At 67.2% G+C, this 25,319-nt stretch carries 25 protein-coding genes, 2 pseudogenes and 1 riboswitch; of the genes and pseudogenes, 14 read left to right on the forward strand and 13 right to left on the reverse strand.

Annotated elements, in window-relative coordinates; translation table 11 throughout:
• Window positions 1-124: 124 nt before the first annotated feature.
• A complete protein-coding gene (locus tag JWP54_RS10695) occupies window positions 125-1,444 on the reverse strand; it encodes a hemolysin family protein (RefSeq protein ID WP_297371611.1) in 1,320 nt (439 codons plus the stop codon).
• Window positions 1,445-1,693: 249 nt separating this feature from the next.
• Between JWP54_RS10695 and JWP54_RS10700 the strand changes: the two genes are divergently transcribed.
• From JWP54_RS10700 to JWP54_RS10750, 11 genes and pseudogenes are all read left to right on the forward strand, one after another.
• The gene (locus tag JWP54_RS10700) at window positions 1,694-2,920 is read left to right on the forward strand and encodes an IS30 family transposase (protein ID WP_297371614.1); all 1,227 of its coding nucleotides are present in this window, start codon (window positions 1,694-1,696) and stop codon (window positions 2,918-2,920) included.
• A gap of 260 nt (window positions 2,921-3,180) precedes the next feature.
• Window positions 3,181-3,789, forward strand: a complete 609-nt coding sequence (locus JWP54_RS10705) for a hypothetical protein (RefSeq protein ID WP_297371617.1) — start codon at window positions 3,181-3,183, stop codon at window positions 3,787-3,789.
• A gap of 86 nt (window positions 3,790-3,875) precedes the next feature.
• Entirely contained in the window at window positions 3,876-4,625 is a 750-nt protein-coding gene (locus JWP54_RS10710) for a YcnI family protein (protein ID WP_297371620.1), read from the forward strand.
• 2 nt (window positions 4,626-4,627) lie between these two features.
• Window positions 4,628-5,221, forward strand: coding sequence for a copper resistance CopC family protein (locus JWP54_RS10715; RefSeq protein ID WP_297371623.1), 594 nt, complete (start codon window positions 4,628-4,630; stop codon window positions 5,219-5,221).
• A gap of 74 nt (window positions 5,222-5,295) precedes the next feature.
• A complete protein-coding gene (locus tag JWP54_RS10720; RefSeq protein ID WP_297371626.1) occupies window positions 5,296-5,688 on the forward strand; it encodes a metalloregulator ArsR/SmtB family transcription factor in 393 nt (130 codons plus the stop codon).
• Entirely contained in the window at window positions 5,681-6,934 is a 1,254-nt protein-coding gene (locus JWP54_RS10725; RefSeq protein WP_297371715.1) for an MFS transporter, read from the forward strand. Before JWP54_RS10720 ends, JWP54_RS10725 begins: the two co-directional genes overlap by 8 nt.
• 158 nt (window positions 6,935-7,092) lie before the next feature.
• The gene (locus JWP54_RS10730; RefSeq protein ID WP_297371629.1) at window positions 7,093-7,638 is read left to right on the forward strand and encodes a helix-turn-helix domain-containing protein; all 546 of its coding nucleotides are present in this window, start codon (window positions 7,093-7,095) and stop codon (window positions 7,636-7,638) included.
• Between the two features lie 4 nt (window positions 7,639-7,642).
• Complete coding sequence (locus JWP54_RS10735; RefSeq protein WP_297371632.1) at window positions 7,643-8,224, forward strand: PIN domain-containing protein; 582 nt, start codon at window positions 7,643-7,645, stop codon at window positions 8,222-8,224.
• Between the two features lie 856 nt (window positions 8,225-9,080).
• Window positions 9,081-9,431 carry a relaxase domain-containing protein gene (locus JWP54_RS10740; RefSeq protein WP_297371718.1) on the forward strand — a complete coding sequence of 117 codons (351 nt, stop codon included), beginning with the start codon at window positions 9,081-9,083 and terminating at the stop codon, window positions 9,429-9,431.
• A gap of 66 nt (window positions 9,432-9,497) precedes the next feature.
• Window positions 9,498-10,225 (forward strand): annotated as a pseudogene (mobF, locus tag JWP54_RS10745) (MobF family relaxase); the annotation flags it as partial.
• Between the two features lie 426 nt (window positions 10,226-10,651).
• On the forward strand, window positions 10,652-11,416 hold the full coding sequence (locus JWP54_RS10750) for an AAA family ATPase (protein ID WP_297371721.1): 765 nt from the start codon (window positions 10,652-10,654) through the stop codon (window positions 11,414-11,416).
• Here JWP54_RS10750 and JWP54_RS10755 read toward each other — a convergent pair.
• Complete coding sequence (locus JWP54_RS10755; RefSeq protein WP_297371635.1) at window positions 11,335-11,679, reverse strand: hypothetical protein; 345 nt, start codon at window positions 11,677-11,679, stop codon at window positions 11,335-11,337. The genes JWP54_RS10750 and JWP54_RS10755 overlap by 82 nt on opposite strands.
• Before the next feature lie 336 nt (window positions 11,680-12,015).
• Here JWP54_RS10755 and JWP54_RS10760 point away from each other — a divergent pair, with 336 nt between their 5' ends.
• Window positions 12,016-12,489, forward strand: a complete 474-nt coding sequence (locus JWP54_RS10760; protein ID WP_297371638.1) for a hypothetical protein — start codon at window positions 12,016-12,018, stop codon at window positions 12,487-12,489.
• Window positions 12,490-12,585: 96 nt separating this feature from the next.
• Here JWP54_RS10760 and purL read toward each other — a convergent pair whose 3' ends face one another.
• The 5 genes from purL to JWP54_RS10785 form a co-directional block, all read right to left on the reverse strand.
• Window positions 12,586-14,892, reverse strand: coding sequence for a phosphoribosylformylglycinamidine synthase subunit PurL (purL, locus tag JWP54_RS10765; protein WP_297371641.1), 2,307 nt, complete (start codon window positions 14,890-14,892; stop codon window positions 12,586-12,588).
• Window positions 14,893-15,079: 187 nt separating this feature from the next.
• Window positions 15,080-15,874: an energy-coupling factor transporter transmembrane protein EcfT gene (locus JWP54_RS10770; RefSeq protein ID WP_297371644.1), complete on the reverse strand. Its 795-nt coding sequence runs from the start codon at window positions 15,872-15,874 to the stop codon at window positions 15,080-15,082.
• Window positions 15,871-17,661 (reverse strand): ABC transporter ATP-binding protein, encoded by a 1,791-nt coding sequence (locus tag JWP54_RS10775; RefSeq protein WP_297371647.1) that lies wholly within the window; start codon window positions 17,659-17,661, stop codon window positions 15,871-15,873. The genes JWP54_RS10770 and JWP54_RS10775 overlap by 4 nt, the downstream gene beginning before the upstream one ends.
• Window positions 17,658-18,296: an ECF transporter S component gene (locus JWP54_RS10780; RefSeq protein WP_297371650.1), complete on the reverse strand. Its 639-nt coding sequence runs from the start codon at window positions 18,294-18,296 to the stop codon at window positions 17,658-17,660. The genes JWP54_RS10775 and JWP54_RS10780 overlap by 4 nt, the downstream gene beginning before the upstream one ends.
• Window positions 18,297-18,398: 102 nt before the next feature.
• Window positions 18,399-19,049: a YkoF family thiamine/hydroxymethylpyrimidine-binding protein gene (locus JWP54_RS10785; protein WP_297371653.1), complete on the reverse strand. Its 651-nt coding sequence runs from the start codon at window positions 19,047-19,049 to the stop codon at window positions 18,399-18,401.
• 33 nt (window positions 19,050-19,082) lie between these two features.
• Window positions 19,083-19,192: riboswitch (TPP riboswitch) on the reverse strand.
• A 45-nt stretch (window positions 19,193-19,237) separates the two neighbouring features.
• Here JWP54_RS10785 and JWP54_RS10790 point away from each other — a divergent pair.
• The gene (locus tag JWP54_RS10790) at window positions 19,238-19,540 is read left to right on the forward strand and encodes a putative quinol monooxygenase (RefSeq protein ID WP_297371655.1); all 303 of its coding nucleotides are present in this window, start codon (window positions 19,238-19,240) and stop codon (window positions 19,538-19,540) included.
• 49 nt (window positions 19,541-19,589) lie between these two features.
• On the opposite strand, the gene JWP54_RS10795 is transcribed toward JWP54_RS10790, so the two are convergent.
• From JWP54_RS10795 to JWP54_RS10820, 6 genes and pseudogenes are all read right to left on the reverse strand, one after another.
• Complete coding sequence (locus tag JWP54_RS10795; protein WP_297371657.1) at window positions 19,590-20,060, reverse strand: DUF3817 domain-containing protein; 471 nt, start codon at window positions 20,058-20,060, stop codon at window positions 19,590-19,592.
• A gap of 180 nt (window positions 20,061-20,240) precedes the next feature.
• Entirely contained in the window at window positions 20,241-20,939 is a 699-nt protein-coding gene (gene purQ, locus JWP54_RS10800) for a phosphoribosylformylglycinamidine synthase subunit PurQ (RefSeq protein WP_297371660.1), read from the reverse strand.
• Entirely contained in the window at window positions 20,939-21,208 is a 270-nt protein-coding gene (gene purS, locus JWP54_RS10805; RefSeq protein ID WP_297371662.1) for a phosphoribosylformylglycinamidine synthase subunit PurS, read from the reverse strand. Before purS ends, purQ begins: the two co-directional genes overlap by 1 nt.
• 38 nt (window positions 21,209-21,246) lie before the next feature.
• Window positions 21,247-22,575, reverse strand: coding sequence for an aminotransferase class V-fold PLP-dependent enzyme (locus JWP54_RS10810; protein ID WP_297371665.1), 1,329 nt, complete (start codon window positions 22,573-22,575; stop codon window positions 21,247-21,249).
• Window positions 22,572-23,570, reverse strand: a complete 999-nt coding sequence (locus JWP54_RS10815) for an amidohydrolase family protein (RefSeq protein WP_297371668.1) — start codon at window positions 23,568-23,570, stop codon at window positions 22,572-22,574. Before JWP54_RS10815 ends, JWP54_RS10810 begins: the two co-directional genes overlap by 4 nt.
• Window positions 23,567-24,417, reverse strand: a pseudogene (locus JWP54_RS10820) (tryptophan 2,3-dioxygenase). Before JWP54_RS10820 ends, JWP54_RS10815 begins: the two are co-directional and overlap by 4 nt.
• Before the next feature lie 192 nt (window positions 24,418-24,609).
• Between JWP54_RS10820 and JWP54_RS10825 the strand changes: the two are divergent.
• The gene (locus tag JWP54_RS10825; RefSeq protein WP_297371670.1) at window positions 24,610-25,311 is read left to right on the forward strand and encodes a TetR/AcrR family transcriptional regulator; all 702 of its coding nucleotides are present in this window, start codon (window positions 24,610-24,612) and stop codon (window positions 25,309-25,311) included.
• The last annotated feature ends 8 nt before the right edge of the window (window positions 25,312-25,319 follow it).

Genomic DNA, 25,319 nt, shown 5'->3' on the forward strand with positions numbered 1-25,319 from the left:
CCTCGCCACCGCCTAACGGCGAACGAGAGGGCCAGTGGCTCCTAGACACACCGCCACTGGCTCTCTTCCGCACGATCGCTGGCTCTGAACCGCACGATCGGGTGGCTCTCAAGACCTCAAATACTCAAGGATTCTGATTGGGTTCTGGAGATGGCGGTTTCGGCGTCTCTCCGTTCGGGATGATGAGCACTTCTGAAATGCGGCGACGATCCATTGCCGTGACTTGCAAACTAATGTCGTCGAGTTGAACGACGTCACCGATACGAGCGAGCCGCCCGAGCCGCTCAATGACAAATCCAGCGACGGTATCGGAAGCGCTCACGGGCAAACGAACACCGGTTGCTTCTTCAAAGTCCTGGAAGTTGAGTCGGCCATCGATCGCGCCTCCTTCTGACTGGAGGTCGCGGACGGGAGAGTCGGTGTCGTATTCGTCAAAGATCTCACCCACGACTTCTTCCACGAGGTCTTCGAGGGTGACGATACCGTCGGTGCCGCCGTACTCATCGATTACGACGGCGATCTGGTGACCTTGTGCCCGCATCGTTGTGAGTGTGGGGAGCACTCTTGCGGTTGCTGGGAAGTACGAGATTGTGCGCATGATGTTTCGAACGGGCTTGTCGGGATTCTCCGCGATGGCCTCGTTTAGGTCTCGAACGTGGACGAAGCCGATGACGTCATCGATGGTGCGGTCGACGACCGGGTATCGCGAATACGGTTGGTCGTGCACTTCATCAGCGACTTCGCGAAGGGTTGCGGTTCCATCTACTGCGGCGACCTCGGGTCGGGGTCTCATGACCTCGCTGAGTTGACGATGCCGTAAGGAGAGCACGTCGTCGAGGATCCGCCGTTCGTCTTCGGGTAGCCCCTCATGGCTTGAAACTATGTCGCGTAGTTCTTCCTCGGTCATTACTTCGCCGGTCTTGTGCGGGTCTCCGCCGAGTAGACGCACGATCAGGTTCGTCGACACCGACAACAGCCAGATAACAGGGCGCATGATGATTGCAAAACCGTTGAGCACGGGAGCGACGGCGTACGCGAATGCTGCATTGCGCTGGATCGCGAGGCGTTTCGGGGCGAGTTCACCGAGCACTAAAGATAGGTACGCGATTACTAAAGTCAGTGCGATCGTGGCAAGCGTAGACGCAAGCGCTGTGTTGAGGCCCAACCCGACAAACAGCGGGACGACTGAGGGTACGATCGAGGCGGCCCCGTAGGCGGCGGACGCGAATCCAGCGACGGTGACGCCGATCTGTACGGCGGCGAGGAACTTATTGGGGTTACGTGCCAGCGCCGCAACCTTCTCACCGCGCTTTCCGCGGGCCGCGATTGCATTGATCTGGCTTTCTCGGAGCGTAACGAGTGCCATCTCGGTAGCGGCGAAAACGCCGCCGACCAAGACGAAGATGAGGACGAGAGTGATGTTTAGTACAAGGTCGCCGTTCATGACGTCTCGACTGTCGTCGTGTGGGGCTGGGTCGAGACGAAAGGTCTATGACCATCGGGAGACGGCTCCTTAGATGTCCTGTACATGCGTAGAGGATACCGAAGGTCTCGCGATAGAAGCTGGGTCGGAGATCATCGCCCAAACCTTTCCGGGGCTGTCTCTGGTGTGCGCAGTGAAGCTGTGTCAATGGCCATTAGGAACTGGGCGGTTTCTAGCCAACGTCGCATCACCTGAGCTTCAGGAGAAGCGATGCCAGATAGTCCAAGAAAACGGCAGAAGGTTGCCGGCGCACTGCCGATGGTCGAGACGCGTAAGAAATATGCTCAGCTGATGAGGCAAGGAATCAGCAACGCCGAGGCGTGCCGAACGCTGAACATCAACCGGCGCACGGGCATGCGGTGGCGGCATGGGCGGACAGTGACGAATGGGCACGGACACGCGACGACGTACGCACCGATCTCGCTGAAGGCACCACCGGTAATCTCGCCGCGATACCTGTCCGAGGGCGAGCGGATTCAGATCGCTGATGGGCTGCAGGTCGGCAAGAGCCTGCGTCAAATCGCGGCCGAAATCGGCAGAAGCCCGTCAACGGTCAGCCGTGAGGTGATCCGAAACCGGTCGCCGCGCCTGAAACGATATGCCCCTCGAGTGGCCCAAGTGCTGGCAGACGCTGCGCGCAAACGCCCTCGGCCGGGCAAGATCGCCGGGAACCCACAGCTGCGGGATGCCATTTCCAAACACCTTCTCGAACAGTGGAGCCCTAGACAGATCAGCCACCAGTTGCGCATCGATTATCCGGGGCAGCCCGAGATGCACGTCGTACATGAAAGCATCTATCAAGCTCTGTATTCGTCGCACGCGAGCGGACTATCCCGGGGAATGAGCCGTCATCTCCGAACCGGGCGCCGCGGGCGACTGAGCCACCGTCACACGACGAAACGCCGTTCGAGGTTCTCCGGCCCGCTACTGGGCGAGCGCCCTGCCGAGGTCGATAGTCGCCTCGTCCCCGGCCATTGGGAGGGCGATCTCGTCTGCGGAACATTTAACCGTTCAGCCATTGCGACCCTCGTGGAACGCACCAGCGGCATGCTGCTGCTCGTACACCTGAGCGGGAAGCGCGACGCCGCCACGGTCCGTGAACGCGTCGGTCAGGCCATGTCAGCGTTGCCAGCGCACCTGCGTAAGTCATTGACGTGGGACCAGGGATCGGAGATGGCGGAGTATCTGCAGTTCAAGAAAGAAACGACGATCCCGGTCTACTTCTGCGACCCGCATTCCCCTTGGCAACGCGGCTCCAACGAAAACACCAATGGGCTCGTCCGCCAGTACTTTCCCAAGGGCACCAACCTGAACCTGCACAGTCCCGAACGCCTCGCTGAAGTCGCCGCAAAGATCAACGCTCGTCCACGGGAATCCCGCAACTGGGAACCAGCTCAAGTGCACTTCGATAGGCTCAAGAAACAGCCCCCAATTTGATCCAGTGATGCGACGTTGGGTAGAAAACACCCAGTTTGGCATGGCCGCTAACAGAGCTGTAGTGAGCGGTGCCACTGGTATCCGACACCTGATTGGATTCGCAGCATTTTTCAGGATCTGGTGCCAGTTTTCTCGTCAGACCGGTGGTTTCCTGGGAGCGGTCGTCGCCCCTGCCCTCTGCACACGTCGGAGTGTGAAGGTGATGGGACAGTGGGGGCATTGTGTGGTGCGCTGTGCGCCATGACCCAGGACGGAGTGCGATGGCAACGCGGTGGGCGCGGGTCGTTCGTGGCTTCATCGCTGCACTTGTGGCGACTTTTGTCGCGGGGTTCATGCACGCCTTGGCCGGTGGTGGGGCGCCAGGAACTCTGGGCATCGTGATCGCGTTGGCGTTTACTCTGCCCGCTGCTGTCTTCCTCGCGGGAACGTCGATGTCCTGGGTTCGCCTGTCGGTGACGGTGATGGGGAGTCAGAGTTTTTTCCACGCCACGTTGGGCTTGGGGAGCGGTTCGGGATCTCTCACGCTGGGACAATCCTCCGGGCACGCCCACGGTGCAACGGCCCTGCCGATCAACGATTCTTCCCAGACACTCGACCCGGACCTGATCGGCCAGGGCTTCGCTATGGGGCCCGCGCACCTGATCGCAGCGATGATCACCATCCTCGCCCTCCGCTACGGGGAAGCAGCCTTTTGGTCTGTGCTCGCGCTGACAGGTCTGAGCATTGCCGTGGCACTGATCCGCGTGCCAGCCACGACCTTGTGGCCTCATGGTCTGACGCGTCCGTCGGTAGTTTTCGCCGAGTTGGCATCCTCGCTCGCTGAGCTGTCTCCGATGCGGCATCGAGGGCCGCCGTCGGTCGTGGTCTAAACCACGCACCCACACTCTTTTTCTATATCCAGGTAGCGCCGTGCGCTTTATGCGATTTCCGGCATGCCCTCGAACGAAAGATTCCTATGAATAAGCGCACCCTGTCCGCTTCCCTTACCGCGGCCGGCGTTGGACTTGCCCTCGCTCTTGCTGCCCCGCTGGCCGCATCGGCGCACGTGAGCGTCACCCCCAACGATTCAGACACCGGGACGTACTCGAACTTTGAGTTCAAGGCCCTGAACGAATCAGCCACCGCCACCACGACCACCCTCGAAATTGAGCTGCCGACAGACACTCCCATTGTCAGCGTGTCCTACCAGCCCACGCCGGGGTGGACGACGTCGGTGATCACGGAGGACCTCCCGGAGCCCGTCACCGTGGGGGAGAACGAAATCACTGAAGCACCCACCCGGATCATCTTCCAAGCCGACGCTGGCGCGGGGATCGCACCCGGCCAGTTCCAGCAGTGGACCGTATCGTTTGGCCCGCTCCCGGACGTGGGAAGCCTTGTGCTTCCCGCCGTGCAGACTTATGACGATGGTGAAGTCGCCAACTGGACGGCCACAGCCGAGGAGGTGGAAGCCGACTCTTCCCTCAAGCCGGCACCGGTCATCTTCATCAACGACGAGCCCAACACCGGAGGCCACGGACACGACAGCGCTGACACCGAGGAAACGGTCACCGATGATCACGGCACCGAGTCGGCGTCGGCGGTCACCTCAAGCGACGGTTCCGGTCTGGCAGTTGGCTTGAGTATTGCGGCGCTCGTCCTGGCCGCGATCGGCGCCGGGCTGGGCGCCTTCGCGGTGTTCGGCCGTAAGACCCCCCGTAGCTGACCATGGCGCAGCGACTGCGTTCCGTGTCGGCGGGGGTGGCGGCCATTGCCGCTGTCCTGCTGCTCACCTTTGGAGGTGCCGCGGCGCCGGCGACAGCCCACGACGCCCTGATCTCCAGCTCCCCGGCTGAAGGGTCAACCGTTGCCGAGGTCGAGACGGTGGCGCTGACGTTCAGTGACACCCTGCTGAACCTCGGCGGGATCGATAACGCGTTCGTGATCCAGGTCATCGGTCCCGATGACCGGTACTACGAAACAAGCTGCACAACACTCGCCGGCGCCGTCATCTCGTCCGACGCGGCCCTGGGCGTCGGCGGGGAATACACCGTGCAGTGGCAGGTGGTGTCCGCCGACGGACACCCCATCTCCGACACTTACACCTTCGACTACCAACCCGTCGACGCCACGAGCGAATCGGAGGGAAGCAGCACACCAGCGTCCTGCGGGACCGATGTCACAGACCCCAAGGGGGCAGTTGAGACGGGCAACTCTGACTCGTCCGGTCTTCTGCTGGGGTTGGCCCTCGGCGGCGGATTCGTCCTGGTCGTCGGAATCGCCGTGGCCCTTCTGATCCGGGAGACACGGCGCCGCGAGTGAACCGTGGTGGCCCCGTTACCGTCGTCACGGGGCCACCACAACCCCCGGCATGACCTATGTGCAATTATATTCGCATGAATGCAGATACGAATGTTTGCACGTTGGATGTTGATGGTGAGTATGTCGAGTTGGCCGTCGAGATCTTCGCGATGCTCGCCGACGCCACACGTATCCGCATCATTTTGGCGCTGCGCGATACGGAGCTCCCGGTCAATCAACTCGCGGAGCGGGTCAATAAATCGCAAGCCGCGGTGTCCCAGCATCTGGCGAAGCTGCGCATGGCCCGGATCGTGACCACCCGCCGGGACGGGACGCGGGTGTTCTATCGACTGGCGAATGAGCATGCCCGCCAGCTGGTCGCCGACGCCATCTTCCAAGCCGAGCACGCCCTGGACGCTATCCCCGCTCATCACCGACACCCGCACGACGTCCGTAACGCCGAGTCGGACCCCGGCGCACATGCTTGACGTGCTGAGAAACCCTACCTACCGCAGACTCTTCACCGCCCAGGTGGTGGCGTTGATCGGGACCGGGCTGCTCACGATCGCGTTGGGCTTGCTGGCCTTCGATTTGGCCGGCGGAGACGCCGGCATCGTGTTGGGCATCGCTCTAACGATCAAAATGCTCGCCTACGTCGGTGTGGCACCTGTCGTGTCCGCGCTGACCAGCCGCGTGCCACGGAAACTTTTGCTGGTGTCCTCGGACGTCCTCCGGGCGGCCGTGGCGATTTCGTTGCCGTTCGTTACCGAGGCCTGGCAGATCTACGTTCTGATCTTTGTGCTCCAGGCCGCGTCTGCTACTTTCACGCCCGCTTTCCAGGCCCTCATCCCTGACGTGCTGGCCAAGGAGAGCGAATACACCCGGGCGCTCTCGCTGTCCCGTCTGGCCTACGACCTGGAGTCGTTACTCAGCCCCATTCTCGCAGCGGCACTTCTGACCGTGATCAGCTACCACTCCCTGTTCGTGGGAACAGCCCTGGGGTTCATCGGCTCCGCGGCCCTGGTGATATCGGCCGTGCTACCAACGATGAAGCCACCAGCCGTCACACCGTTTGTTGACCGGCTCACCCGCGGGGCGCGTGCCTTTTGGCGCACACCCCAGTTGCGGGCGCTCCTGGCGATGAACCTGGTCGTGGCCGCGGCCACCGCCATGGTGATCGTCAACACCGTCATCCTCGTGCAAAACAATCTCGGCCGCACCCAAATCGACTTCGCGATCACCCTGGCCAGCTACGGATTCGGTTCCATGGTCGTCGCGCTCGGCTTGCCCCGGGTACTGGATCGGTATCCCGATCGCCGCGTGATGCTGGCCGGCAGCGCCATCCTCCCGGTCGGACTCGTGGCCGTCGCGCTGCTGGCCCTCGCACCGGCTTCACTGCCGACCTGGTGGGGAGTGCTGGTTGTCTGGTTCGTGCTGGGCGCCGCGACATCGCTGATTCTCACGCCCTCGGCACGGCTTCTGCGCCGCTATTCCGACGACACCACCAGGCCCGCCGTGTTCGCAGCCCAGTTCTCGCTCTCACACGCCTGCTTCATCATTACCTACCCACTCGCCGGCATCCTGGGTGCAACGCTCGGCCTAACGCCAACAGCCCTCATCTTGGCGGCCATCGCGGGAATCGCCGGAATCACGGCAGCTCGCTCGTGGACCAAGCCGGTGCCAACGGGCGCAAACTCGACACCGCCACTGACCGCGCCCCCAGCCTCGCCCTGATCGGCGCCAGCTTTGCGGTCCATTCCGCCTGGATCCAAGACGGCGCGTGTTTTGCCTGGGGCTTATCGTCGCCCTCGCGGCTCGGCGATGACGAGCTAATCATTTCTCAGTCGAAATGTACACAAGTGTGTTACGTTTTTTTCGGATAGGGAGTGGTTATGAGTAATGCGGTGGCATTGAGCCCACAGACATACGTAGGTGACGATGTGGCTGGTGTCGCACGGGTGCACGATTTCCTCGCGGCGCATGAGGCTGCCGGTCGAGAAGCCCCTGTTCCGCACTACTTCTTGGCCGGCGCCGCAATGGGTGACCAGGTGGAGATTCCAGAGGAGATCCATCGGGTGCTCCTGCAGGTAATTGACTCTATGCAGCGGGGGCTTGCAGTGAGTATTTTGCCGCAGTCGAAGACGCTCACCACTCAGCAGGCGGCGGATCTCCTTGGGATCAGTAGGCCCACGCTTGTGAAGCTCCTTGATGAGCAGAAGCTTCCCTTTGAGCGAGTTGGCACTCATCGAAGAGTGCTTCTTGTTGATGTGATGGCTTTTCGGGATCGACGTCGTCAAGAGCAATATGACGCTCTTGAGGAGATGCGGTCGACTCTTGATGACGAGACTCCTGTTGAGGAGATCTTGGAGCGGGCGCGCCAGACTCGGCGTGCCTTGGGTGCTCAGCGTCGGGCGAGGGCTGGCGCACTGACAGACTAAGCGGGTGTTTACCGCCCTCTTAGATAGCTGCGTGCTGTGGCCCAGCACCCTCCGGGACTTCCTGCTTTCCCTAGCGATTGATATGCCTGCGTGGAGTAGCGCGGTCTTGGATGAGGTCGAACGTAATGAGGCTGTGAAGCTTACTGAGCGCGGGCCAAAGCTGAGCGATGGTGAAGCAGCACAGCGCGCGGCCGCCTTGGTCCGGCAGATGCGTCTCATGTTCCCGGATGCTGAGACTCAGGGGTGGGAGCCGCTGGAGGGCACTTTTGATCTCCCCGATATCGATGACGAGCACGTGGTCGCCGCCGCGGTCCTAGCGAAAGCAGGGGCGATCGTGACCGAGAACGCGAAGGATTTCCCGAGTGACCGGATACCGCCGCAGATCAAGATCCTGAGCGCGAGAGAGTTCTGTCGGGACACTGTTGAAATGAACCCCCAGCTCGCTTTGAGGGCCGTCCGAGAGATGGCCGCGAGGTCTGGGAGATCCGGTCCAAGACTCGATGAGGGCTCCATCTTGGACATCCTCGAGCAGCGCTACAGCCTCCATGAGGCCACAGCGATGATCAGAGAATCGATGAACCTGTGACCCGCGCAGCGCCTTACAGCTGATCAAACCGCGAGCGTTTGTTTGCAGACATCTGGGTTGCCTCAGTCGCTGGGGAATTGGCCAACAGCTCGTTGACCAATTGGGACAGGTTGTTCCCAGATCGGATGTTTAGCGGGCGGGTGGGTGGCGCCGCGGACACGGTTGTGAGCTTTATCGAGGATGAGCCGGTTGTCATCGGGCCAAGTGGTTGCCAGACAGTCGTTCGGAGCATTCCTGCACGCACCTATGGGCCGGCAGGCGTGTTCGTCGCGGTGCTGTCGTCCGGGCGAACAGCGCCGGCAAGGTTTGCAGGGATTAGCGCGGCTCGCTTCATCTCGCGTGTGGCGATGCCGAGACGCCCGGCAACTTCGGCGCGGGATGCACCCGTTGTCAGCATCTCGTCGATGATTAGGGCTGCACTTGTGCGCCGGGCGGCGGTGTTCTTCTCCGCTTAAGCGCGGATGCGGGTGATCTCTTTTTCTGCCAGCTCGGTTACCTCGTCTATCTGCTCGAGGTACGTGAAGTAATCGACGGCCAGGGACTCTAGTTTGTCCTCGCGTTCACGGAACTGTGCGGACTTCTCACGGGCGAGCTGCCGGGCCGCGCCGCAAAAGCCGCCCGGTAGGGGTTGGAGCTGAGCATTGGGAGCGAGGTCAGTTGCTGCAGACTAGCTCGGCCGTTGCTTTTCGACCGCGTTTACTGTACTCACCTCGTTCTTCGTCGGCTCCGTGCACTCCCCTGGTCTCAAAGCACAGCCGTAGTCTCATCGATCCCGGCCGCTTTCTTTCCTCATTCTTCGTCATTTAATCCGTCACTCCTCTGGCATTAGTAATCAACGAGGCAAACTGTGCGTGTGATGACCATGCATATCCTCTCCGCGGGAGACGGGTATGCGTACTACACGAGCGAGACCGTGACCGGTGACGTTAAGCGCGAGAACGGCCGTGAGCTGGGCGATTACTACACCGAGGATGGCAACCCTCCCGGTGTCTGGATCGGTGGTGGCTTGACCGCTCTTGGCGTGACCGGAACGGTTACCGAGGAGCAGATGAAGGCTCTTTACGGTGAAGGGTTGCACCCAGACGCGGAATGGATCATCACCGCCGCACAGGCCCAGGGGAAGACCGCGGATGGGGCGATCGCGGAGGCCAAACTGGGGCGGTCGTACTACGGCTACAGCACCGGAGGCACCGACTTGAAGGACTAGATCGAGGCCGGATACGCCGACGTCGATAAGACGAAACGACGTGAACCCAGCGTTGCCGAGCGACGCGTGATCCGGGCCCGCGAAGGCGCCCTGGCGTTTCGTGAGGCCAAGGGGCGTCCGGCCGCGGACAAGGAAGAGCTCGGCCGGTTCATCACCGCGGCGACCCGGCCGCCGCAACAAGCCGTCGCCGGATTCGACCTGGTCTTCTCCCCCGCCAAGAGCGTGTCCCTACTCTGGGGCCTGGGTGACGAACCCACCCGTCAGGCGATCGAGGCCGCGCAGGCGGTCGCTATCGCTGACACGGTGAAGTACCTCGAGCGTGAGGCTGTCGCCACCCGCGCCGGCACGAACGGCGTCGCCCAGATCGACGTCGAGGGCGGTCTGATCGCGACCCTGTTCCGACACTACGACTCCCGCAACGGCGGCCCGCAACTGCACGATCACCTAGTCGTCGCGAACAAGGTCAAGGGGGTCGACGGCAAGTGGCGAACCCTGGATTCCAAGCTTCTCCACCGGCAGGGTGTCGCCGCATCCGAGTTCTACAACCAGCGCGTCAGGACGAGGTCACCAGCACGCTGGGCCTAACCACGGAGCTGCGCGAAGTCACCCCGGGCAAATGCCCCGTGGCCGAGATCGCAGGTATCGACGAGCGCCTCACCTCGCAGTTCTCGACCCGGTCTGCAGATATCAAGAAGGCAGTCGGCCAGCTCGAGAAGGACTACCGCGCCAGCCACGGCCGCTCCCCCGACGCGGCCGCCCGCATCAAGCTCGCCCAGCAAGCCACCCTCGACACCCGCGCGCAAAAACTGCACGCCCGCTCCCTCGCAGCGCTCCGCACCGAGTGGGCCGCAAAAGGCACTGAACGCGTTGGCACCGCCACCATCCGGAACCTCCTTCTGGATGCTCGTGCCGCCGCACACGCGACGGACGAGACAAGAGCTGAGCCGCGCCTGGTGGATATCGACCGTGCTGCTCGCCAGGTCGTCGCGACGGTGTCTGAGCACCACGCGGTCTGGGGGCCGCACATGATCGAAGCCGAAGCCCGCCGCTGGGTCCAGAACGAAACCAGCCGCGGAGCTGTGCCAGCCGGCACCGTCGAGCAGATCACCCGGCGAGCGTTGGAGACGGACTCAATCGCGGTCACATCGCCCGCTCCGCACGGTGCGTTCCAACCCTTGACCCGTCGTGACGGGTCGAGCATTTACGATCATAAGAGCCGCATGCTCTTCACCTCCGCCGGCCTATTGGCTGCCGAAGATACCCTCCTCGACGCTGCCCGCACCCGGACAATCGCGCCGGTCGCCGTAGCCGAGTTTGACTGGACCGCCGCGGCCCACAGTGGTCCGCTGGACGCGGGACAGCGGGCCCTGGCCCGGGAGTTCACGACGTCGGGAACGCTGCTGGTCGTGGGGACGGGCCCTGCCGGGGCGGGTAAAACGACCGCGCTGGCGTTGGCGGCCCGCGCCACCGAGCACGCCGGCGGCCGGCTGATCGAATTGGCCCCATCCGCAACTGCCGCCACCGTGTTCCGTGACGCCGTGGGCGTGCCCGCGGCGACGATCCACTCGTTCGTGGGTGCCTACGACACCCACGGCGACGCGACACCGGATAGTCGCCAACCGGACGAGTTGAAGCTGCGTCCGGGCGATATCGTCGTGGTCGACGAGGCCGGCATGGCCGGCATGGCCGGCACCGTCAACTTGGCCAAAGTCACCCGAATCGCCGAACGCCACGGCGCTCACGTGCGCCTGATTGGTGACGATCGGCAACTCGCTGCCGTCGAATCCGGTGGAGCGCTTCGCCTACTGGAACGTGAAGTCGGTTCGGTCCAGCTCGAGCAGATCCACCGGTTCGCCTCCCAAAATACGGCTTGTCACGGTGGCGTCGCTGTTACCGGTCCACCTCACGAACGCACGCCCTCGGACCTGCGCGTGCCGGGCGCGCCCGACGAAGCGGTATCGAGCCAGGCCCGCAGGGCCGGGTAGAGCTCGTACAGATGCGTTGCGGTGACCGTCGGGGTGGCGCCGGCCGGCAGGTGGCCGCCGACGAGGGCGGTCGTGGCTCCGCGGGCGTGTGCGGGCGCGAGGTCGTTCGCCCAGACGTCCCCGATGCTGGTCAGGCCGGTGGCGGCATCCGTGTCGGCGGGCAACAGGGCGAGCAATTCGTCCAGCAGCGGCCCGAAGCCGGCCGGCTTGCCCACCGAGGTGTGCACGGTGTCGAAGGCGCCGGCCAGGCCCAGGGAGGCCAAGGCCTCGTGGATCCGGATGCTGGGACATTCGTCGCGAGCACGAGGTGGGCCTTCGGCCGGGCCTCGGCCAGGAACTCGGCCAGGCCGGTCGGCGCGATCACCGGCGCGGCCGCGGTGGCGAGCTCGACCCGGCTCGCCAGGTACGCGCTGCTGCGCACACCGGCGGGCACGGCGTAGCTCTCGGCGAGTACCCGGACGAGGTCGTAGCCGTCGATCGGGTTGGCGGCGTCGGCGCCGCTGCCGGGCCGTGGAGCGAGCAGATCATCACGGCCCGCAATTCGAGGCGCTGCACGCCGCGGCCGGCCTCGAGGCCGAGTGGCCGGTCGGTAACGCGGGGTGCTGCATGTCTACGGCTACCTGTTGTCGAAGGTGGCCACGCCGTACGGCCTCAAGGGTGACCGCTGGCGGAACGGCGAGCTGGCCGAGCTGCTCGGCCTGGCGCCCAGCGCGTTCCTGCTCGAGGCGGCGGAATCGGCCGGCGAGACCGTGTTGCAGCGCGTGACGCAGGCCACCCTGCCGCACCTGGCCCATCTCGCGCACGGTCGCGGCGACCTCCTGGTGATCGACGACGAAGTGCCCGGCGGCGGCACGTTCTTTCGCACCACCGTGCTCAGCGCACGCGGCCGCGACAGCGCCGCCTTGGTCTACGGTGTGTGCGAGGGCGGGCGGATGCGCCTGGTCACGGCGTTCCCGCTCGCCGACCCGACCGCGGCGTCGCTCGACGCCCTCGCGGCCGATCCGCCCCGCATGCGCTACAACGCGGCGTTGGCTACGATGCCGCCCCGGTCACCGCTGCAGCGCCGCCACTGACCGGCTCCACACGGCGGGCGGCGCTGCTCGCGAGAGCGGTGCTGTGGGCTCGTCAGCGGTGCTGAAGCAACCCTTCACCCGCTCTCGCGAAGGTCGCTACGCGAACGCGTTCGGCAGGGTGCTGCGGTGCCGCGACTGCAGCTCGCTGAGCGGCACCGTGAAGTAATCCTGGATCTCGAGCTGGGGAGCGGTGGCATCCGTCACGCCGATGCGCAGCACCGGGTAGTCGCGGCCTTCGCAGAGGCCGAGGAACTTGACGTCGTCCTCGCGGGGCACGGAGACAAGGACCCGGCCGGTCGACTCCGAGAACAGGGCAACGGATGCGTCGATGCCGTCGCGCTCGAGGATGTCGCCGAGCCAGACCCGGGCGCCGACACCGAACCGGAGAACGGCCTCGGCGAGAGCCTGCGCGAGGCCGCCCGTGGAGAGGTCGTGCGCGCTGTCGATCAAAGCCTCGATCGACGCGGCGTGCAGCAGCCCGGCGAGGTCGGCTTCGCGGCCGAGATCCACCACGGGCGGCACACCGCCGAGGTGGTCGTGCACGACAGCGCTCCAGGCGGAGCCGTCGAGCTCTTCGCGGGTGATGCCGAGCAGGTAGATGTTGTGTCCGTCGTCCTGCCAGCCGCTGGGCACGCGGCGGGCCACGTCGTCGATCACGCCGAGCACGGCCACGACAGGGGTCGGGTGGATCGGCTGGTCGCCGGTCTGGTTGTAGAAGGACACGTTGCCGCCGGTGACCGGGATCTCCAGCTCGAGGCAGCCATCCGCGAGGCCCGTAACGGCCTGGGAGAACTGCCACATGACCTCGGGGTTCTCGGGGGAGCCGAAGTTGAGGCAGTCGCTGATGCCCACCGGCACGGCGCCCGTGACGGCCACGTTGCGGTACGCCTCGGCCAGGGCCAGCTGGGCGCCGCGGTACGGGTCGAGCTGGCAGTAGCGGCCGTTCGCGTCGGAGGCGATGACGAAGCCCAGGCCCGACTCCTCATCGATGCGGATCATGCCGGCGTCGTCGGGGAAGGACAGGGCGGTGTTGCCCATCACGTAGCGGTCGTACTGGTCGGTGATCCAGCTCGGGTCGGCCAGGTTGGGCGAGCCGAGCAGGGCGAGGAACTGCTCCTGCAGGGTGGCGGCATCCGTCAAGCGGGGCAGGGCGGAGGCGCTGTCGGCCTGCAGGGCGTCGATCCAGGTGGGGTAGGCCACCGGGCGGTCGTAGACCGGGCCATCGACGGCGACGGTGCGCGGGTCGACGTTGACGATCTCTTCACCGTGGAAGTCGATGATCAGCCGGCCGGAGTCGGTGACCTCGCCGAGCACGCTGGTCTCCACGTCCCACTTCTCCACGACGGCGAGGAAGCCGGCGAGCTTCTCCGGCGTGACGACGGCCATCATGCGTTCCTGGCTCTCGCTCATCAGGATCTCTTCGGCCGTCAAAGACGGGTCGCGCAGCAGCACCTTCTCCAGCTGGATGTACATGCCGCCGTCGCCGTTGGAGGCCAGCTCGCTGGTGGCGCAGGAGATGCCCGCGGCGCCCAGGTCCTGGATGCCCTCGACGAGCTTCTCGCGGTACAGCTCGAGACAGCACTCGATGAGCACCTTTTCGGCGAACGGGTCGCCCACCTGCACGGCGGGCCGCTTGGTCGGGCCGCCCTCGCTGAAGGTGTCGGAGGCCAGGATGGATGCGCCGCCGATGCCGTCGCCGCCGGTGCGGGCGCCGAAGAGCACCACCTTGTTACCCGCGCCGGTCGCGTTGGCCAGGTGCAGGTCCTCGTGCCGCAACACGCCCACGGAAAGCGCGTTGACCAGGGGGTTGCCCTGGTAGACGGAGTCGAACCAGGTCTCGCCGCCGATGTTGGGCAGGCCCAGGCAGTTGCCGTAGAAGCTGATGCCGGAGACCACGCCGTGCACAACGCGGGCGGTGTCGGGGTCGTTGATGTCGCCGAAGCGGAGGGCGTCCATCACGGCGACCGGGCGGGCGCCCATCGAGATGATGTCGCGTACGATGCCGCCGACGCCTGTCGCGGCGCCCTGGAACGGCTCGATGTAGGAGGGGTGGTTGTGCGACTCGATCTTGAAGGTGACGGCCCAGCCCTCACCCACGTCGAGGACGCCGGCGTTCTCGCCCATGCCCACCATCAGGTTCTTCTTCATGGCGGGGGAGACCTTGTCGCCGAACTGGCGCAGGTACTTCTTCGAGCTCTTGTAGGAGCAGTGTTCGCTCCACATCACCGAGTACATGGCGAGCTCACCCGAGGTGGGCCGGCGGCCCAGGATGGTGCGGATCTCGGCGTATTCGCCGGGCGTCAACCCGAGGGCGGCGTACGGCTGCTCCTTCTCGGGAGTGTTGATCGCATTGGTCACGGTGTCAGCGACGCCGCGGGAGGATGGGTTGGAAACAGCGGTCACGAGTGGCGTTCTCCCAGAGATAGCGGATGCTTGACCTGCTTAGTCTACCGGGCCGGGTCGGCCGCGACCCGGTGGGTGCCGCCCGGGGAGTTACGCGGGTCAGGCGCCGCTGCGCGGGTGGCGCGCCACCCGCGCAGCGGCGCGGAGCCCGCGCTCGACAAACACGTGCCGAGTGCCGGGCTGCCCGCTAGAACAGGGTGTCGGGCCCGAGGCTGAGGCCGAGGGCGCCGACGACGAACATGACGAGCAGCACAGCGCCGAGCGCGCAGACGAGGAGCAGCCCGTCGGCCGGGCCGAGTGGCACCGGACGCCACACGGTGCGGGGACCACGGCCGAGACCCCTGGACTCCAGGGACTGCGACAGTCGTTCGCCGCGCCGCAACGACACGACCAGGAGGGCGAACGCGGCCGTGCCGAACGCACGCACCCCGAACCGGGTGCCGCCGCGAGCGCGAAGCGGCGACCGCACCGATTGCGCCTGGCGGATCACCTGCCATTCCCGGGGTAGTTGCTGCAGCATCCGGTAGCCGGCCAGGACCGCGAACGTCACCCGGGCGCTCAGCCTGGCGTGCTGATGGAGGCTGGTCATGAGCGCCACCGGGTCGGTCGTGGCGATGAAACCGATCGACAGGATGCCGATGGCCATGCTGCGCAGCGCTAGCGCCGATCCCACCACGAGTCCCTCCACGCTCACCCGGATCGGTGGCAGGTCGACCAGAACCTCGCCGGGCCGGCTCAGGGCGTTGACCACGAGGATCCCCAGAGCAAACCCGACGAACGGCAGGTGCGCCAGCAGCAGCGTGCGTGCCGGGATCCGGGCGAAGCCGAGTACGGCAGCGAGACCGAGCAGGTAGAGCACTCCGGGGGTGACCGGGTCGAACACGACGAGCAGCAGGAGGGAGACCAGGAAGAGGAGCGCCAGCTTCACGGTGGGGTTCCGCCGCGATAGCGGGGAGGCCGCCACGGCGCCGACCCAGCTCACCGGGTCACCGCTGGGGCAGCGGCCGGCCCGGCGGTCCCGGGGTCGGGCGCGGGTGCCCCGCGGTCGCCGGCGTCCACTGACGCGTCGAGGGCGTCGAGCACCCGCCGCACCCGGGCGCCGGAATCGAGCGTCGCGACGAGCCAGGCCACCAACGGCGGCACGGTGACCCCGGCGCGCCTGAGCTGCTCACCGCCCCGCAACACCTCGATGGCCGGGCCGTCCGCCACGATCCGGCCGTCCGCCACGAGAAGAACCCGGTCGGCAACCGTTGCGACGGTGCGCACATCGTGGCTGGAGAACAGGATGCCGGTGCCCGCGGCGGCCGCCCGCCGGAAAGCGGCGATCGTGGCGATGGTGGAACGCCGGTCCAGGCCGAGCGTCGGTTCGTCCGCCAGCAGACTGGCGCGCTTGTGGGCGAGCATCGCGGCGAGGCTTAGCCGCCGCTTCTGCCCTCCGGAGAGCCGGTAGGGGTTCCGGTCGGCGAGGCGGCCGAGCCCGTGCTCCTCGAGCAGCCGCTCCACCCGCGGCCCGGCATCGGCCGGCAAACCCACCAGAACCTCCTCCCGCACGGTGTTGCCGAGGAACTGGTGCTCCGGATTCTGGAAGACCAGTCCGGGCCGCTCGCCGGCAACCGTGCCGCCGGTCGGCGTCAGCAAGCCCGCGAGGGTCAGCAACAACGACGACTTGCCGGCGCCGTTCCGCCCGAGGACCGCCACTATCTCGCCGGCACGCAACTCGACGTCCACGGCGCTCAGCAGAGCGCGGCGGTCGGCGCCCGGCCGCCGCCGGTGGAACCGTCCGGTGCGTCGTGGGACCGGGTCGCGGCTCACCCCGAGGGCACGCCCGGCCAGCACCACGGCGCCCGCCACGGTGGCCGGCGGAGCGTCGGCCCCTGTCGGGTCGCCAGCCAGACCGAGAAGCGCCCGCCGCACGGCCGGCTCAGCGATACCGCCGGGGATTCCGAGGGCGGCCTGCAGTTCCGTCTCGCAGGGCAGCCAACAGCCGGCCCGGTGCAACTCGCCCGCAGCCCGGGGCAGAACGGATGCCGTGGGCCCGTCGTGCCGGATCCCGCCGTCGGCGCCGAGCACTATGCACCGCTCGGGCAGGCCCGCGATGCCGCGGTTGCCGGCGTACTCGTCCAGCCGGTGCTCCACCAGGAGCACGGCCACGGTGCCGGGCCGGGCCGCCGCGTCGACGGCGTCCCGCACCTGGCGCATGCCGTCGGCATCGAGCATCGAGGTGGGTTCGTCGAGCACGAGGATCTCGGGGCGGCCGATGAGCGCGGCAGCGAGCGCCACGCGCTGGCTTTCGCCGCCGGAGAGGGTGCCGGTCGCGCGGCCGCGGAGAGCTGCGGCACCGACGGTGGCGAGGGCGCCGTCGATCCGCGCCGAGATCTCGGTCGGCGGCACCGCCCGGTTCTCCAGCACGAACGCGAGCTCCTGTTCCACGCCCGGCAGGCACACGGCCGAGTCCGGGTCCTGTGGCAGCACGCCCAGGAGCGACGCGAGGTCGACGACCTCGGTGTCCCGGGTGTCCCGGCCGCCGACGGTGACGGTGCCGGTCACGTCGGCGATCACAGAGTGCGGAACGACGCCGGTGACCATGGCCAGCAGGGTCGACTTCCCGGCGCCGGACGGGCCCAACACCACCACCCGCTCGCCCGCGGCGATCGTGAAGGAGGCGCCGGCCAGCACGGCCCGGTTGGAGCGCGGGAACGTGACCGACACGTCCTCGAAGCGGACGGCGGGCGGTGCGGTGCTGGATGCCGGTGCGCTGGTTGCGGTCATCCCCGCGCCTGGGCGTGCAGCGCGCGGCCGATGGCGAAGTTGTCGACCACGCCCGTCTTGGCCAGCGCGTCGACGATCACCTTGGCCAGGAGCCCGCCGAGGATCACGCCGGACGCCAGCTGGATGGCCAGCCGGAGGAAGAACAGGTCCTGGCCGTACCAGCCGGACCGGAAGGCGGAGAAGACGAACACGAAGCCGGCGCCGAGCAGCCCGGACAGCGCGTAACTACCCCAGCCGAAGGAGGTGTAGCGCCGCAGGGCGAACGGAAGCTCACTGCCGACCCCCTGGATGGCGGCGGCGACGAGGAGCATCGGCCCGACGGCCGAGCCGAGGAAGACAACTTCGATGACGGAGGCGATCACCTCGGCGATCACACCGGCGAACCGGGTGCGCACGATCGCGACGGCGATGGGCGCTACGAGCAGCCACCCGCCGAGCAGCACGTGCTGGGCGAGGTCGCCGGCGGGTCCGAGCAGGATCGACAGGCCGGTCCAGGCCTGCACCAGCGCCCAGTAGAGGAAACCGAAGACCACCCCGAGCACGACGATGAGCACGAGGTCTTTCAGGGTGAAGCGGCTGGTGCGGCGGGTGCCGGTTGGGGCCGAGGGTGTGGGGACAACGGTGGATGCGGGCATGGCGGAATCCTTCGAATGTGGGTCAACAAAAGTGAGAGGGGCCGGATGTGGCCTGGAGAGCCGGGCGCGACAGGGCGCCGGGCTCGTCGGCGAATCCGGGTGTTACAGCGCTGAGGGGCTGTTGATCGACAGCGTGAGGTGGCTGGTGACGTGCTGCACGCTGCGGCCGACCAGGATCCACCCTGCGGCGGCGGTCTGGATCACTGTGGCGAGGTCACCCTCCAGCCGGGTCACGAAGTGTTCGGACGCGACGAAGCTCCCGTTGGCTGTGGCGTAGTCGATGGCGGCGTAGATGTCCCGCATGTGGTCGGGGGTGGTGCCGGGGCGCCCGCCGTCGTCGAGCGGGTAGAGCGCCCACTCGCCGGCGGCGCGGATGCCCGTCGCCGGCACCTCGGGAATCTCGCTGTGCAGCGGTCCGGCGCCGCCGGGCAGCTCGCAGATGACCTCGCCGGGGCATCCGCGCGAGAAGTGCACGGTGGCGCTCACGTGGTGGCCCGACCGGCCGGCGGCGGCAATGAGGTCGGTCAGGTACCGGACGATGTCGGGCTCAGCACCACCGACGAAGGTGCTGACCACGCCGGTCTCCAGCGTGAGTCCGGTGGGATCGGTGCTCCGGATCGCAGCCAAAATGATGTCGGCATAGCGCTCGCTCATCACCGCGAGGGTGACGCGGGCACCGACCCCGAATTGCGGGGGAGTGAAGGTGGCCGCGGGCGTCGCCGCGGCATCCGGCAGGGTAGGGATGGTGGTCATTTCGCGCCTTTTGTCAGTGAACAGGGCACGGGAATTTGTCGAGTGCGTTCTCCCTGCGCTGGCATGATCCAGATCAGGTTCAACGGTCGAAGCTTGAGTAGCTTCCTCTCAGCCCGGCTTACCGGACTCCCGTGTACAGCACCGACCCTACACGGTCGCACCGGCGCGACGCGCGCTACCCTCGGGGCATGGCATTCGCGAATGTAGGCACACTCGAGACCGTTCCCGGCAAACGCGACGAACTCGTCGCTCATCTCGTGCGGCGTAACGACCGCCTGGGTGAGGTCGGGTGTCTGTCGTACGAAGTGGGCGTGAACGACGATGAGCCGAACACGGTGTTCGTGGTGGAGCTCTGGGAGGACGCAGCCGCACACCGGGCGTCACTCGACCCTCCCGAGGTGCAGGAGGCGATCGCCGCGGCCCGTCCGCTGCTGACGGGCACGTTCGGCGGTTTCCGTTTTGATGTCGTCGGGTCACCGCTTCGCGCGTGACGCCGGCCGGATTATCGGCCGGGACCCGTTGCGGTGACCGGCACCGGGGTCAGGCGCCGCCGCCGGGAGGGCCCACCACCAGCAGCGTCGTGAAGACGGCGACCAGGCCCACGGCGAGGACGGATGCGAACAGCACCGGTCGGGCCAGCCCGACCCGCAGCAACCGGCTCGCCACGGTGTGGTCGCGGGGGTCGTCGGTGGCGTCGCTGCGCCAGTCGCCGGCCAGCAGGTCGCGACGTTCGAGCCAGCGGTCGAACGGGATGGTGGCGTACGGCACCACGGCGGTCGCCACGGCGACGAGCATCAGCCGAGGCCGCCAGTGCTGGTTGACGCCCACGAGCACCGCGGTGATCCCGTAGGCCAGGAACACCAGCCCGTGCACGAACCCGGCCACCCGAACGGCCGCGTCGCCGAACTCGCCGGGCGCGAACACGTACTTGAGTAGCATCCCGGTGATCAGGAGGGTCCAGGTGATCGCCTCGGCGATGGACAGGGTGCGGTAGAGCAGGCGGGGTGACACGTCGAGATCTCCTGGAGGCATGGGTGGCGGGCGGGGGTGCTGTGGGACTGCTTCCAGCCTGTCAGGCCCACCTGAGCGGAGCATCCGTCGAACGATTGAACGCGAGTTGCCCCTTAACGCACGAATTGCCCCGGCGCACCGGGGCAACTCGTCCGCAACAGGGCAACTCGGCGCAGGTTCCTACGCATTGACCAGCGATCGCTCGATTGCCGAGGTGAAGAACGCCAGGCCGTCGACGCCGCTGCGCATGGCGGCGGCGGTGTCGGGGCCGAAGCCGGGCTCGACGGCGTGTTCGGGGTGCGGCATCAGGCCCACGACGTTGCCGCGCTCGTTGCTCACACCGGCGATGTCGTTCAGGGAGCCGTTCGGGTTCACGTCGAGGTAACGGGCGATGACGCGGCCCTCACCCTCGAGACGGGCCAGGGTCTCGGCGGAGGCGATGAAGCCGCCCTCGCCGTTCTTCAGCGGGATGGTGATCTCCTGGTTGGCGGTGAAGCCACGGGTCCACGCGGTGTCGGTGTTCTCGATGCGCAGCCGCTGGTCGCGGCAGATGAACGCGCCGGCCTCGTTGCGAATCAGGCCGCCCGGAAGCAGGTGCGCTTCGGTGAGCATCTGGAAGCCGTTGCAGATGCCGAGCACCGGCATCCCCTTGTTCGCGGCGTCGATGACCTCGGCCATGATCGGCGAGAGACTGGCGATCGCGCCGGCGCGCAGGTAGTCGCCGTAGCTGAACCCGCCGGGTAGCACGAGCGCATCCACGCCGTGCAGGTCGTGCTCGCCGTGCCACAGGGCCACCGGCTCGGCGCCGGCCAGGCGGACCGCGCGCTGGGCGTCACGATCGTCGAGCGAGCCCGGGAAGGTGACGACGCCGATGCGCATCAGAGCGTTTCCCCGGCGGCGGCCTCGAGCACGAAGATTCCGGTGACGTCCTCGATGACAGAGTTGGAGAGCACGGTGTCGGCGAGTTCCTGCACCTCGGCGAGCAGCGCCGCATCCGCGGGCCCGTCAACGGACAGTTCGAACCGCTTGCCGACGCGCACGCCGGTGAATTCGGTCTTGCCGAGGCGGCGGAGGGCGCCGGCGACGGCCTTGCCCTGGGGATCGAGCAGTTCTGCCTTGGGCATAACTTCTACGACGATGGTTGTCATGTCACTTCCGTAAGACGTCGGGGGCGGATGCGTCGATTCTACAGTCCCTGGACGGGGCCGAGTCCGGCCTGGCCGAGGAGGATGCCTCGCAGCACGTCTCGGATGGCCGCGATCCCGTCGTAGGTTTCCACGAAGCTGGTGCTCAGCGGCGCCAGCCCGATCCGCAGCCCCTCCGGCGCCCGGAAGTCCGGGATCACGTCGTGCTCCCACAGAATCCGGGTGACCTGCCGCATGGCGGGGTGGTTCACGGTCAGGTGGCCGCCGCGGTGGGTGTGCTCGCGCGGCGAGGCGACGGTGACGCCCATCGGCACCAGCCAGGCGTCCACCAGTTCGAGCGCGTATTCGGTGAGCGCCACCGATTTGGCGCGCACCTGGTCGATTCCCACCTCGTCGATCATGGCGATGGTGTCCCGCATGGCGAGCATGCCCACGATCGCGGGGGTGCCGCTCAGAAACCGGCGGATGCCCGCGGCCGGCACATACTGAGGGCCCATCGCGAACACGTCCGCGGCGCCCATCCAGCCCTGGATCGGCTGTGCCAGGTCGGGCTGCAGCTCGGCGCGCACGTAACCGAACGCGGGGGCGCCGGGCCCGCCATTGAGGTACTTGTAGCTGCAGCCCACGGCCAGGTCGACGCCGTCGAGGTCGAGGTTGACCGGCACCGAGCCGACGGAGTGGCACAGGTCCCAGAGCACCAGGGCGCCGGCCTCGTGCACGGCGGCGGTGATCGCGGGCACGTCGGCGAGATAGCCGGACCGGTAGGCCACGTGGCTGAGCACGACCAGGGCGGTGCGCGGGCCGACCACGGCGCGCACCTGGTCGACGGTGACGCCGGCGGTGGTGCCGGACTCGATCCAGCGCAGGGTGAGGCCGCGTTCGGCGGCGATGCCGGCGAGTACGTACCGGTCGGTGGGGAAGTTGTCGGTGTCCAGCACGATCTCGGTGCGCTGCGGCAGGAAGTCCACCGCGGCGCGGGCGAGTTTGTAAAGCGTGACGGTGGTGGAGTCGCCGATGTAGACCTGGCCGGGACCGGCGCCGAGCGCGGCCTTACCGAGGGCGTCGCCGATGGTCAGCGGCAGCTGCATCCACTCGTCGTCCCAGCCGCGGATCAGCCGGTTGCCCCAGGCGCCGGAGAGGAACTCGGTGATGCGCGCCACGCTGGCGGTGGTGGGGCGACCCAGCGAGTTGCCGTCGAGGTATACGACGGAGGGCGCCGCATCCGCGCTGCCGGCCGGAGCGGTGTCGCCCAGGCCCACGAACCGGCGCCGGTAGTGCCCGAGGCCGTCGATCCGGTCCATCCGCCGGGCGAAGGCGAGCTGGGCGTCCAGGCCGGTGCCCTCTGGCGCCGCGGTGTCGTGCTGGGTCATGATGTGAGGTCCTCGAGTTCGGTCCGGGGGAGGACGCTGGCGGGCAGGGAGCGAGCGCCGAGCAGCCAGTCGGTGAAACCGGTCAGGTCGTTCGGGTCGGTGGGTCGATCGCCGGGTATAACGGTAACCCGGCCGGGCGCGGCGGTCGATGCTTCGGCGGCGGATGCGGCGCGCCCGCCCGCCGGGACGTGGGGGAAGTCGGCCGTGAGGGCCGCGAGCACATCATCGGGGGAGAGGCCGCAAGCCAGCAGCGCCTCGATCTCGCGCCGGTTGAGGCCGACCGGCAACGGCCCGTTGCCGAGGTCGGTGCCGTAGAGCACCCGGCCGCCGGCGGCATGGAAGCGGGCCAGGTTGTCGCTCGCGGTGGAGAACGCCGCGGTGGGTTGGCCCCAGCCGTGGATGTCAAGAGTGCTGATCCACGTCATCCGGGCGGCCATGGCCGTGATGGCGTCGTCCGGCAGCCGCTGGCTGAACGGGGTGTGCGCGAACAGGTTGACGCCGGCTCGGAAGGCGGCCGCGGCCTGGCCGGGGCCTTCGGCGTGGGCGGCGACGGGGAGCAGCCGCTCCTGCGCGGCCGCCACGATCGCCGCGAGGGTGTCGGCGTTGAGCACCGGTCCGGCCATCGGGTTGAGGGTGACCTTGATCACGGCCGCACCGGCGTCGGCCTGCCGGGCCACGGCGGCGGCAGCGTCCCCGGGCGATGCCACCGGGCAGCTGCTGCCGGGCGGGGCCCAGGCCTGCCGGCTGGGGTAGCCGCCGGGGGCGGTGAGGAACTGGCCGGCGAAGCGAGTCTCCGGCTGCAACCCGGATGGGGCGGCAGTGCCGGCGGCCTGTTCGGCGGCCTGCTCATCGGCCGTGCCGCCGAGCAGCCGTCCGTCCGGCGCCCAGCCGCCGAGGTCGAGCACCCGGCCGATGCCGGCGCCGGCCAGCCGCGCCGGGTCGATCAGGGCGAGGTGCACGTGCGCATCCAGGAACCCGGGGAAGACCGGCGTCACCGGCCCACCTCGGTGCGCACCGCGAACAGCTCGGGAAAGAAGGTGAGTTCAAGCGCCTTCTGCAGGAACCCGGCCCCGCTGGACCCGCCGGTGCCTGGCTTCATACCGATGATGCGCTGCACCGTCTTCAGGTGTCGGAACCGCCAGAGCTGGAAGTTGTCCTCGAGGTCGACGAGTTCCTCGCACGCCTCGTAGACGGTCCAGTTCTCCGTCTCGTTCTCGTATATGCCACGGAAGGTATGCACCAGTTCGGGGTGCAACACCCAGGCCTCGGTCACATCGCGCTCGAGCACCGAGAGCGGGATGTCGAAGCCCTGTCGGTGCAGGTAACGCAGGAACTCGTCGTGGACACTCGGCGCCTGGTAGACCTCGGTCAGCAGCGCCAGGGCGTCGGCGTCGTCGGCGAAGACCTCGAGCATGCGGGGATGCTTGTTGCCGAGCACGAACTCCACCGCTCGGTACTGGAACGACTGGAACCCCGACGAGTTGAGGAAGTCCCGGAACTGGGCGTACTCGGTGGGCGTCAGCGTGGCGAGGACCGACCATTGCTCGGTGAGGGTGCGCTGGATGTGCTTGACGCTGGCGATGCCTTGAGCGCGGGCGGCAGCCGGTCGTGCCGCAGGTTCTCGGCGGCCGCGCGCAACTCGTGCAGCACGAGCTTGAGCCAGAGCTCGGTAGTCTGGTGCTGGATGATGAAGAGCAACTCGTCGTGGTGCGCGGGGGTGCTCGGGGGCCGCTGCGCCGAGAGCAGCGTGGCCAGGTCCAGGTAGCCGCCGTAGCTCATCCGCTCGCGGAGGTCGGTGACGATCGTCGCCTCGAGGTCGCGGCTGTTGTTCTCGACTGGCACTGTGTCCTTTCCGCGGGGCGCGCATCGCGCCTCGACCGGTTCCTGCATTGTGCGCTGCTCCCGGTCGCGGCCGCAACACCGCTTTGCTCGCCCCGGCGACACGCCAGTCCTGCAGCAGCCCGCCGCCCGGCCTGAGCGGGCGAGGAGGCCTGCCTCCGCGGGGTCGGAGGAAGAAGATCTAGACTCGCTCCCATGACATCCTCCGCACGGCCTCCGCAGGACGCGTCCCAACCGCGTCGTCGTGATGCTCGGCAGAATCGTGAACGCCTCATCGATGAGGCGCGCAGCCTGATCGCCGAGCACGGTGTGGATGCCTCCCTCGAGGAGATCGCCCGTCGTGCCGATGTGGGCGTGGCCACCCTGTACCGCAACTTTCCCACCCGCGACGACCTCGTACGCGCCCTCTACGACATCGCCATCGCCGAGCTCTTCGCCGTGCGTGAGGAGATCAAGACGGCCCCGACGGCGTGGGCCGGCCTCGTGCTCTACACCGAGCGCCTCGCCGAATGGCTGGTGGCCGACCCGTCCCTGCCACCTATTCTCAAACGGATGGCCGTCATCGACCCCACGGCCCGGCCGTCGGTGGAGTTCGAGAGTCACATCCTGTCGCTCGTGGCGCAGGCCAAGAAGGACGGCGACCTGCGCTCGGACGTGGACTCGATGGACCTCGCGGTGGTGATCACCATGATCGGGTCGCTGGGGACCCTCGGCGGTGGGTACACCGGCCAGTGGCGCCGGCAGCTGTCGCTGGTGCTCGACGGCCTGCGCAGCCCGGAGAAGGCCCGGCCCAAGCTGCCCGGTCGCCCCCTGAGCGTCAAGGAGTTCCAGGCCACCGTGCACGGCCTCACCCGCCGCTCCAAGCGCGCCGCCCGGGGCGCCCGCGCCGCCGGCTGACCCGCCCG

The organism is Cryobacterium sp. (assembly GCF_025463825.1).
Taxonomy (GTDB): Bacteria; Actinomycetota; Actinomycetes; order Actinomycetales; family Microbacteriaceae; genus Cryobacterium.

Coding starts and splice junctions, on each gene's coding strand:
- JWP54_RS10695 (WP_297371611.1), bottom strand. CDS start 1,444: ATGAACGGCGACCTTGTACTAAACATCACTCTCGTCCTCATCTTCGTC.
- JWP54_RS10700 (WP_297371614.1), top strand. CDS start 1,694: ATGCCAGATAGTCCAAGAAAACGGCAGAAGGTTGCCGGCGCACTGCCG.
- JWP54_RS10705 (WP_297371617.1), top strand. CDS start 3,181: ATGGCAACGCGGTGGGCGCGGGTCGTTCGTGGCTTCATCGCTGCACTT.
- JWP54_RS10710 (WP_297371620.1), top strand. CDS start 3,876: ATGAATAAGCGCACCCTGTCCGCTTCCCTTACCGCGGCCGGCGTTGGA.
- JWP54_RS10715 (WP_297371623.1), top strand. CDS start 4,628: ATGGCGCAGCGACTGCGTTCCGTGTCGGCGGGGGTGGCGGCCATTGCC.
- JWP54_RS10720 (WP_297371626.1), top strand. CDS start 5,296: ATGAATGCAGATACGAATGTTTGCACGTTGGATGTTGATGGTGAGTAT.
- JWP54_RS10725 (WP_297371715.1), top strand. CDS start 5,681: ATGCTTGACGTGCTGAGAAACCCTACCTACCGCAGACTCTTCACCGCC.
- JWP54_RS10730 (WP_297371629.1), top strand. CDS start 7,093: ATGAGTAATGCGGTGGCATTGAGCCCACAGACATACGTAGGTGACGAT.
- JWP54_RS10740 (WP_297371718.1), top strand. CDS start 9,081: ATGACCATGCATATCCTCTCCGCGGGAGACGGGTATGCGTACTACACG.
- JWP54_RS10750 (WP_297371721.1), top strand. CDS start 10,652: ATGCTCTTCACCTCCGCCGGCCTATTGGCTGCCGAAGATACCCTCCTC.
- JWP54_RS10775 (WP_297371647.1), bottom strand. CDS start 17,661: ATGACCGCAACCAGCGCACCGGCATCCAGCACCGCACCGCCCGCCGTC.
- JWP54_RS10780 (WP_297371650.1), bottom strand. CDS start 18,296: ATGCCCGCATCCACCGTTGTCCCCACACCCTCGGCCCCAACCGGCACC.
- JWP54_RS10785 (WP_297371653.1), bottom strand. CDS start 19,049: ATGACCACCATCCCTACCCTGCCGGATGCCGCGGCGACGCCCGCGGCC.
- JWP54_RS10790 (WP_297371655.1), top strand. CDS start 19,238: ATGGCATTCGCGAATGTAGGCACACTCGAGACCGTTCCCGGCAAACGC.
- purQ (WP_297371660.1), bottom strand. CDS start 20,939: ATGCGCATCGGCGTCGTCACCTTCCCGGGCTCGCTCGACGATCGTGAC.
- purS (WP_297371662.1), bottom strand. CDS start 21,208: ATGACAACCATCGTCGTAGAAGTTATGCCCAAGGCAGAACTGCTCGAT.
- JWP54_RS10810 (WP_297371665.1), bottom strand. CDS start 22,575: ATGACCCAGCACGACACCGCGGCGCCAGAGGGCACCGGCCTGGACGCC.
- JWP54_RS10825 (WP_297371670.1), top strand. CDS start 24,610: ATGACATCCTCCGCACGGCCTCCGCAGGACGCGTCCCAACCGCGTCGT.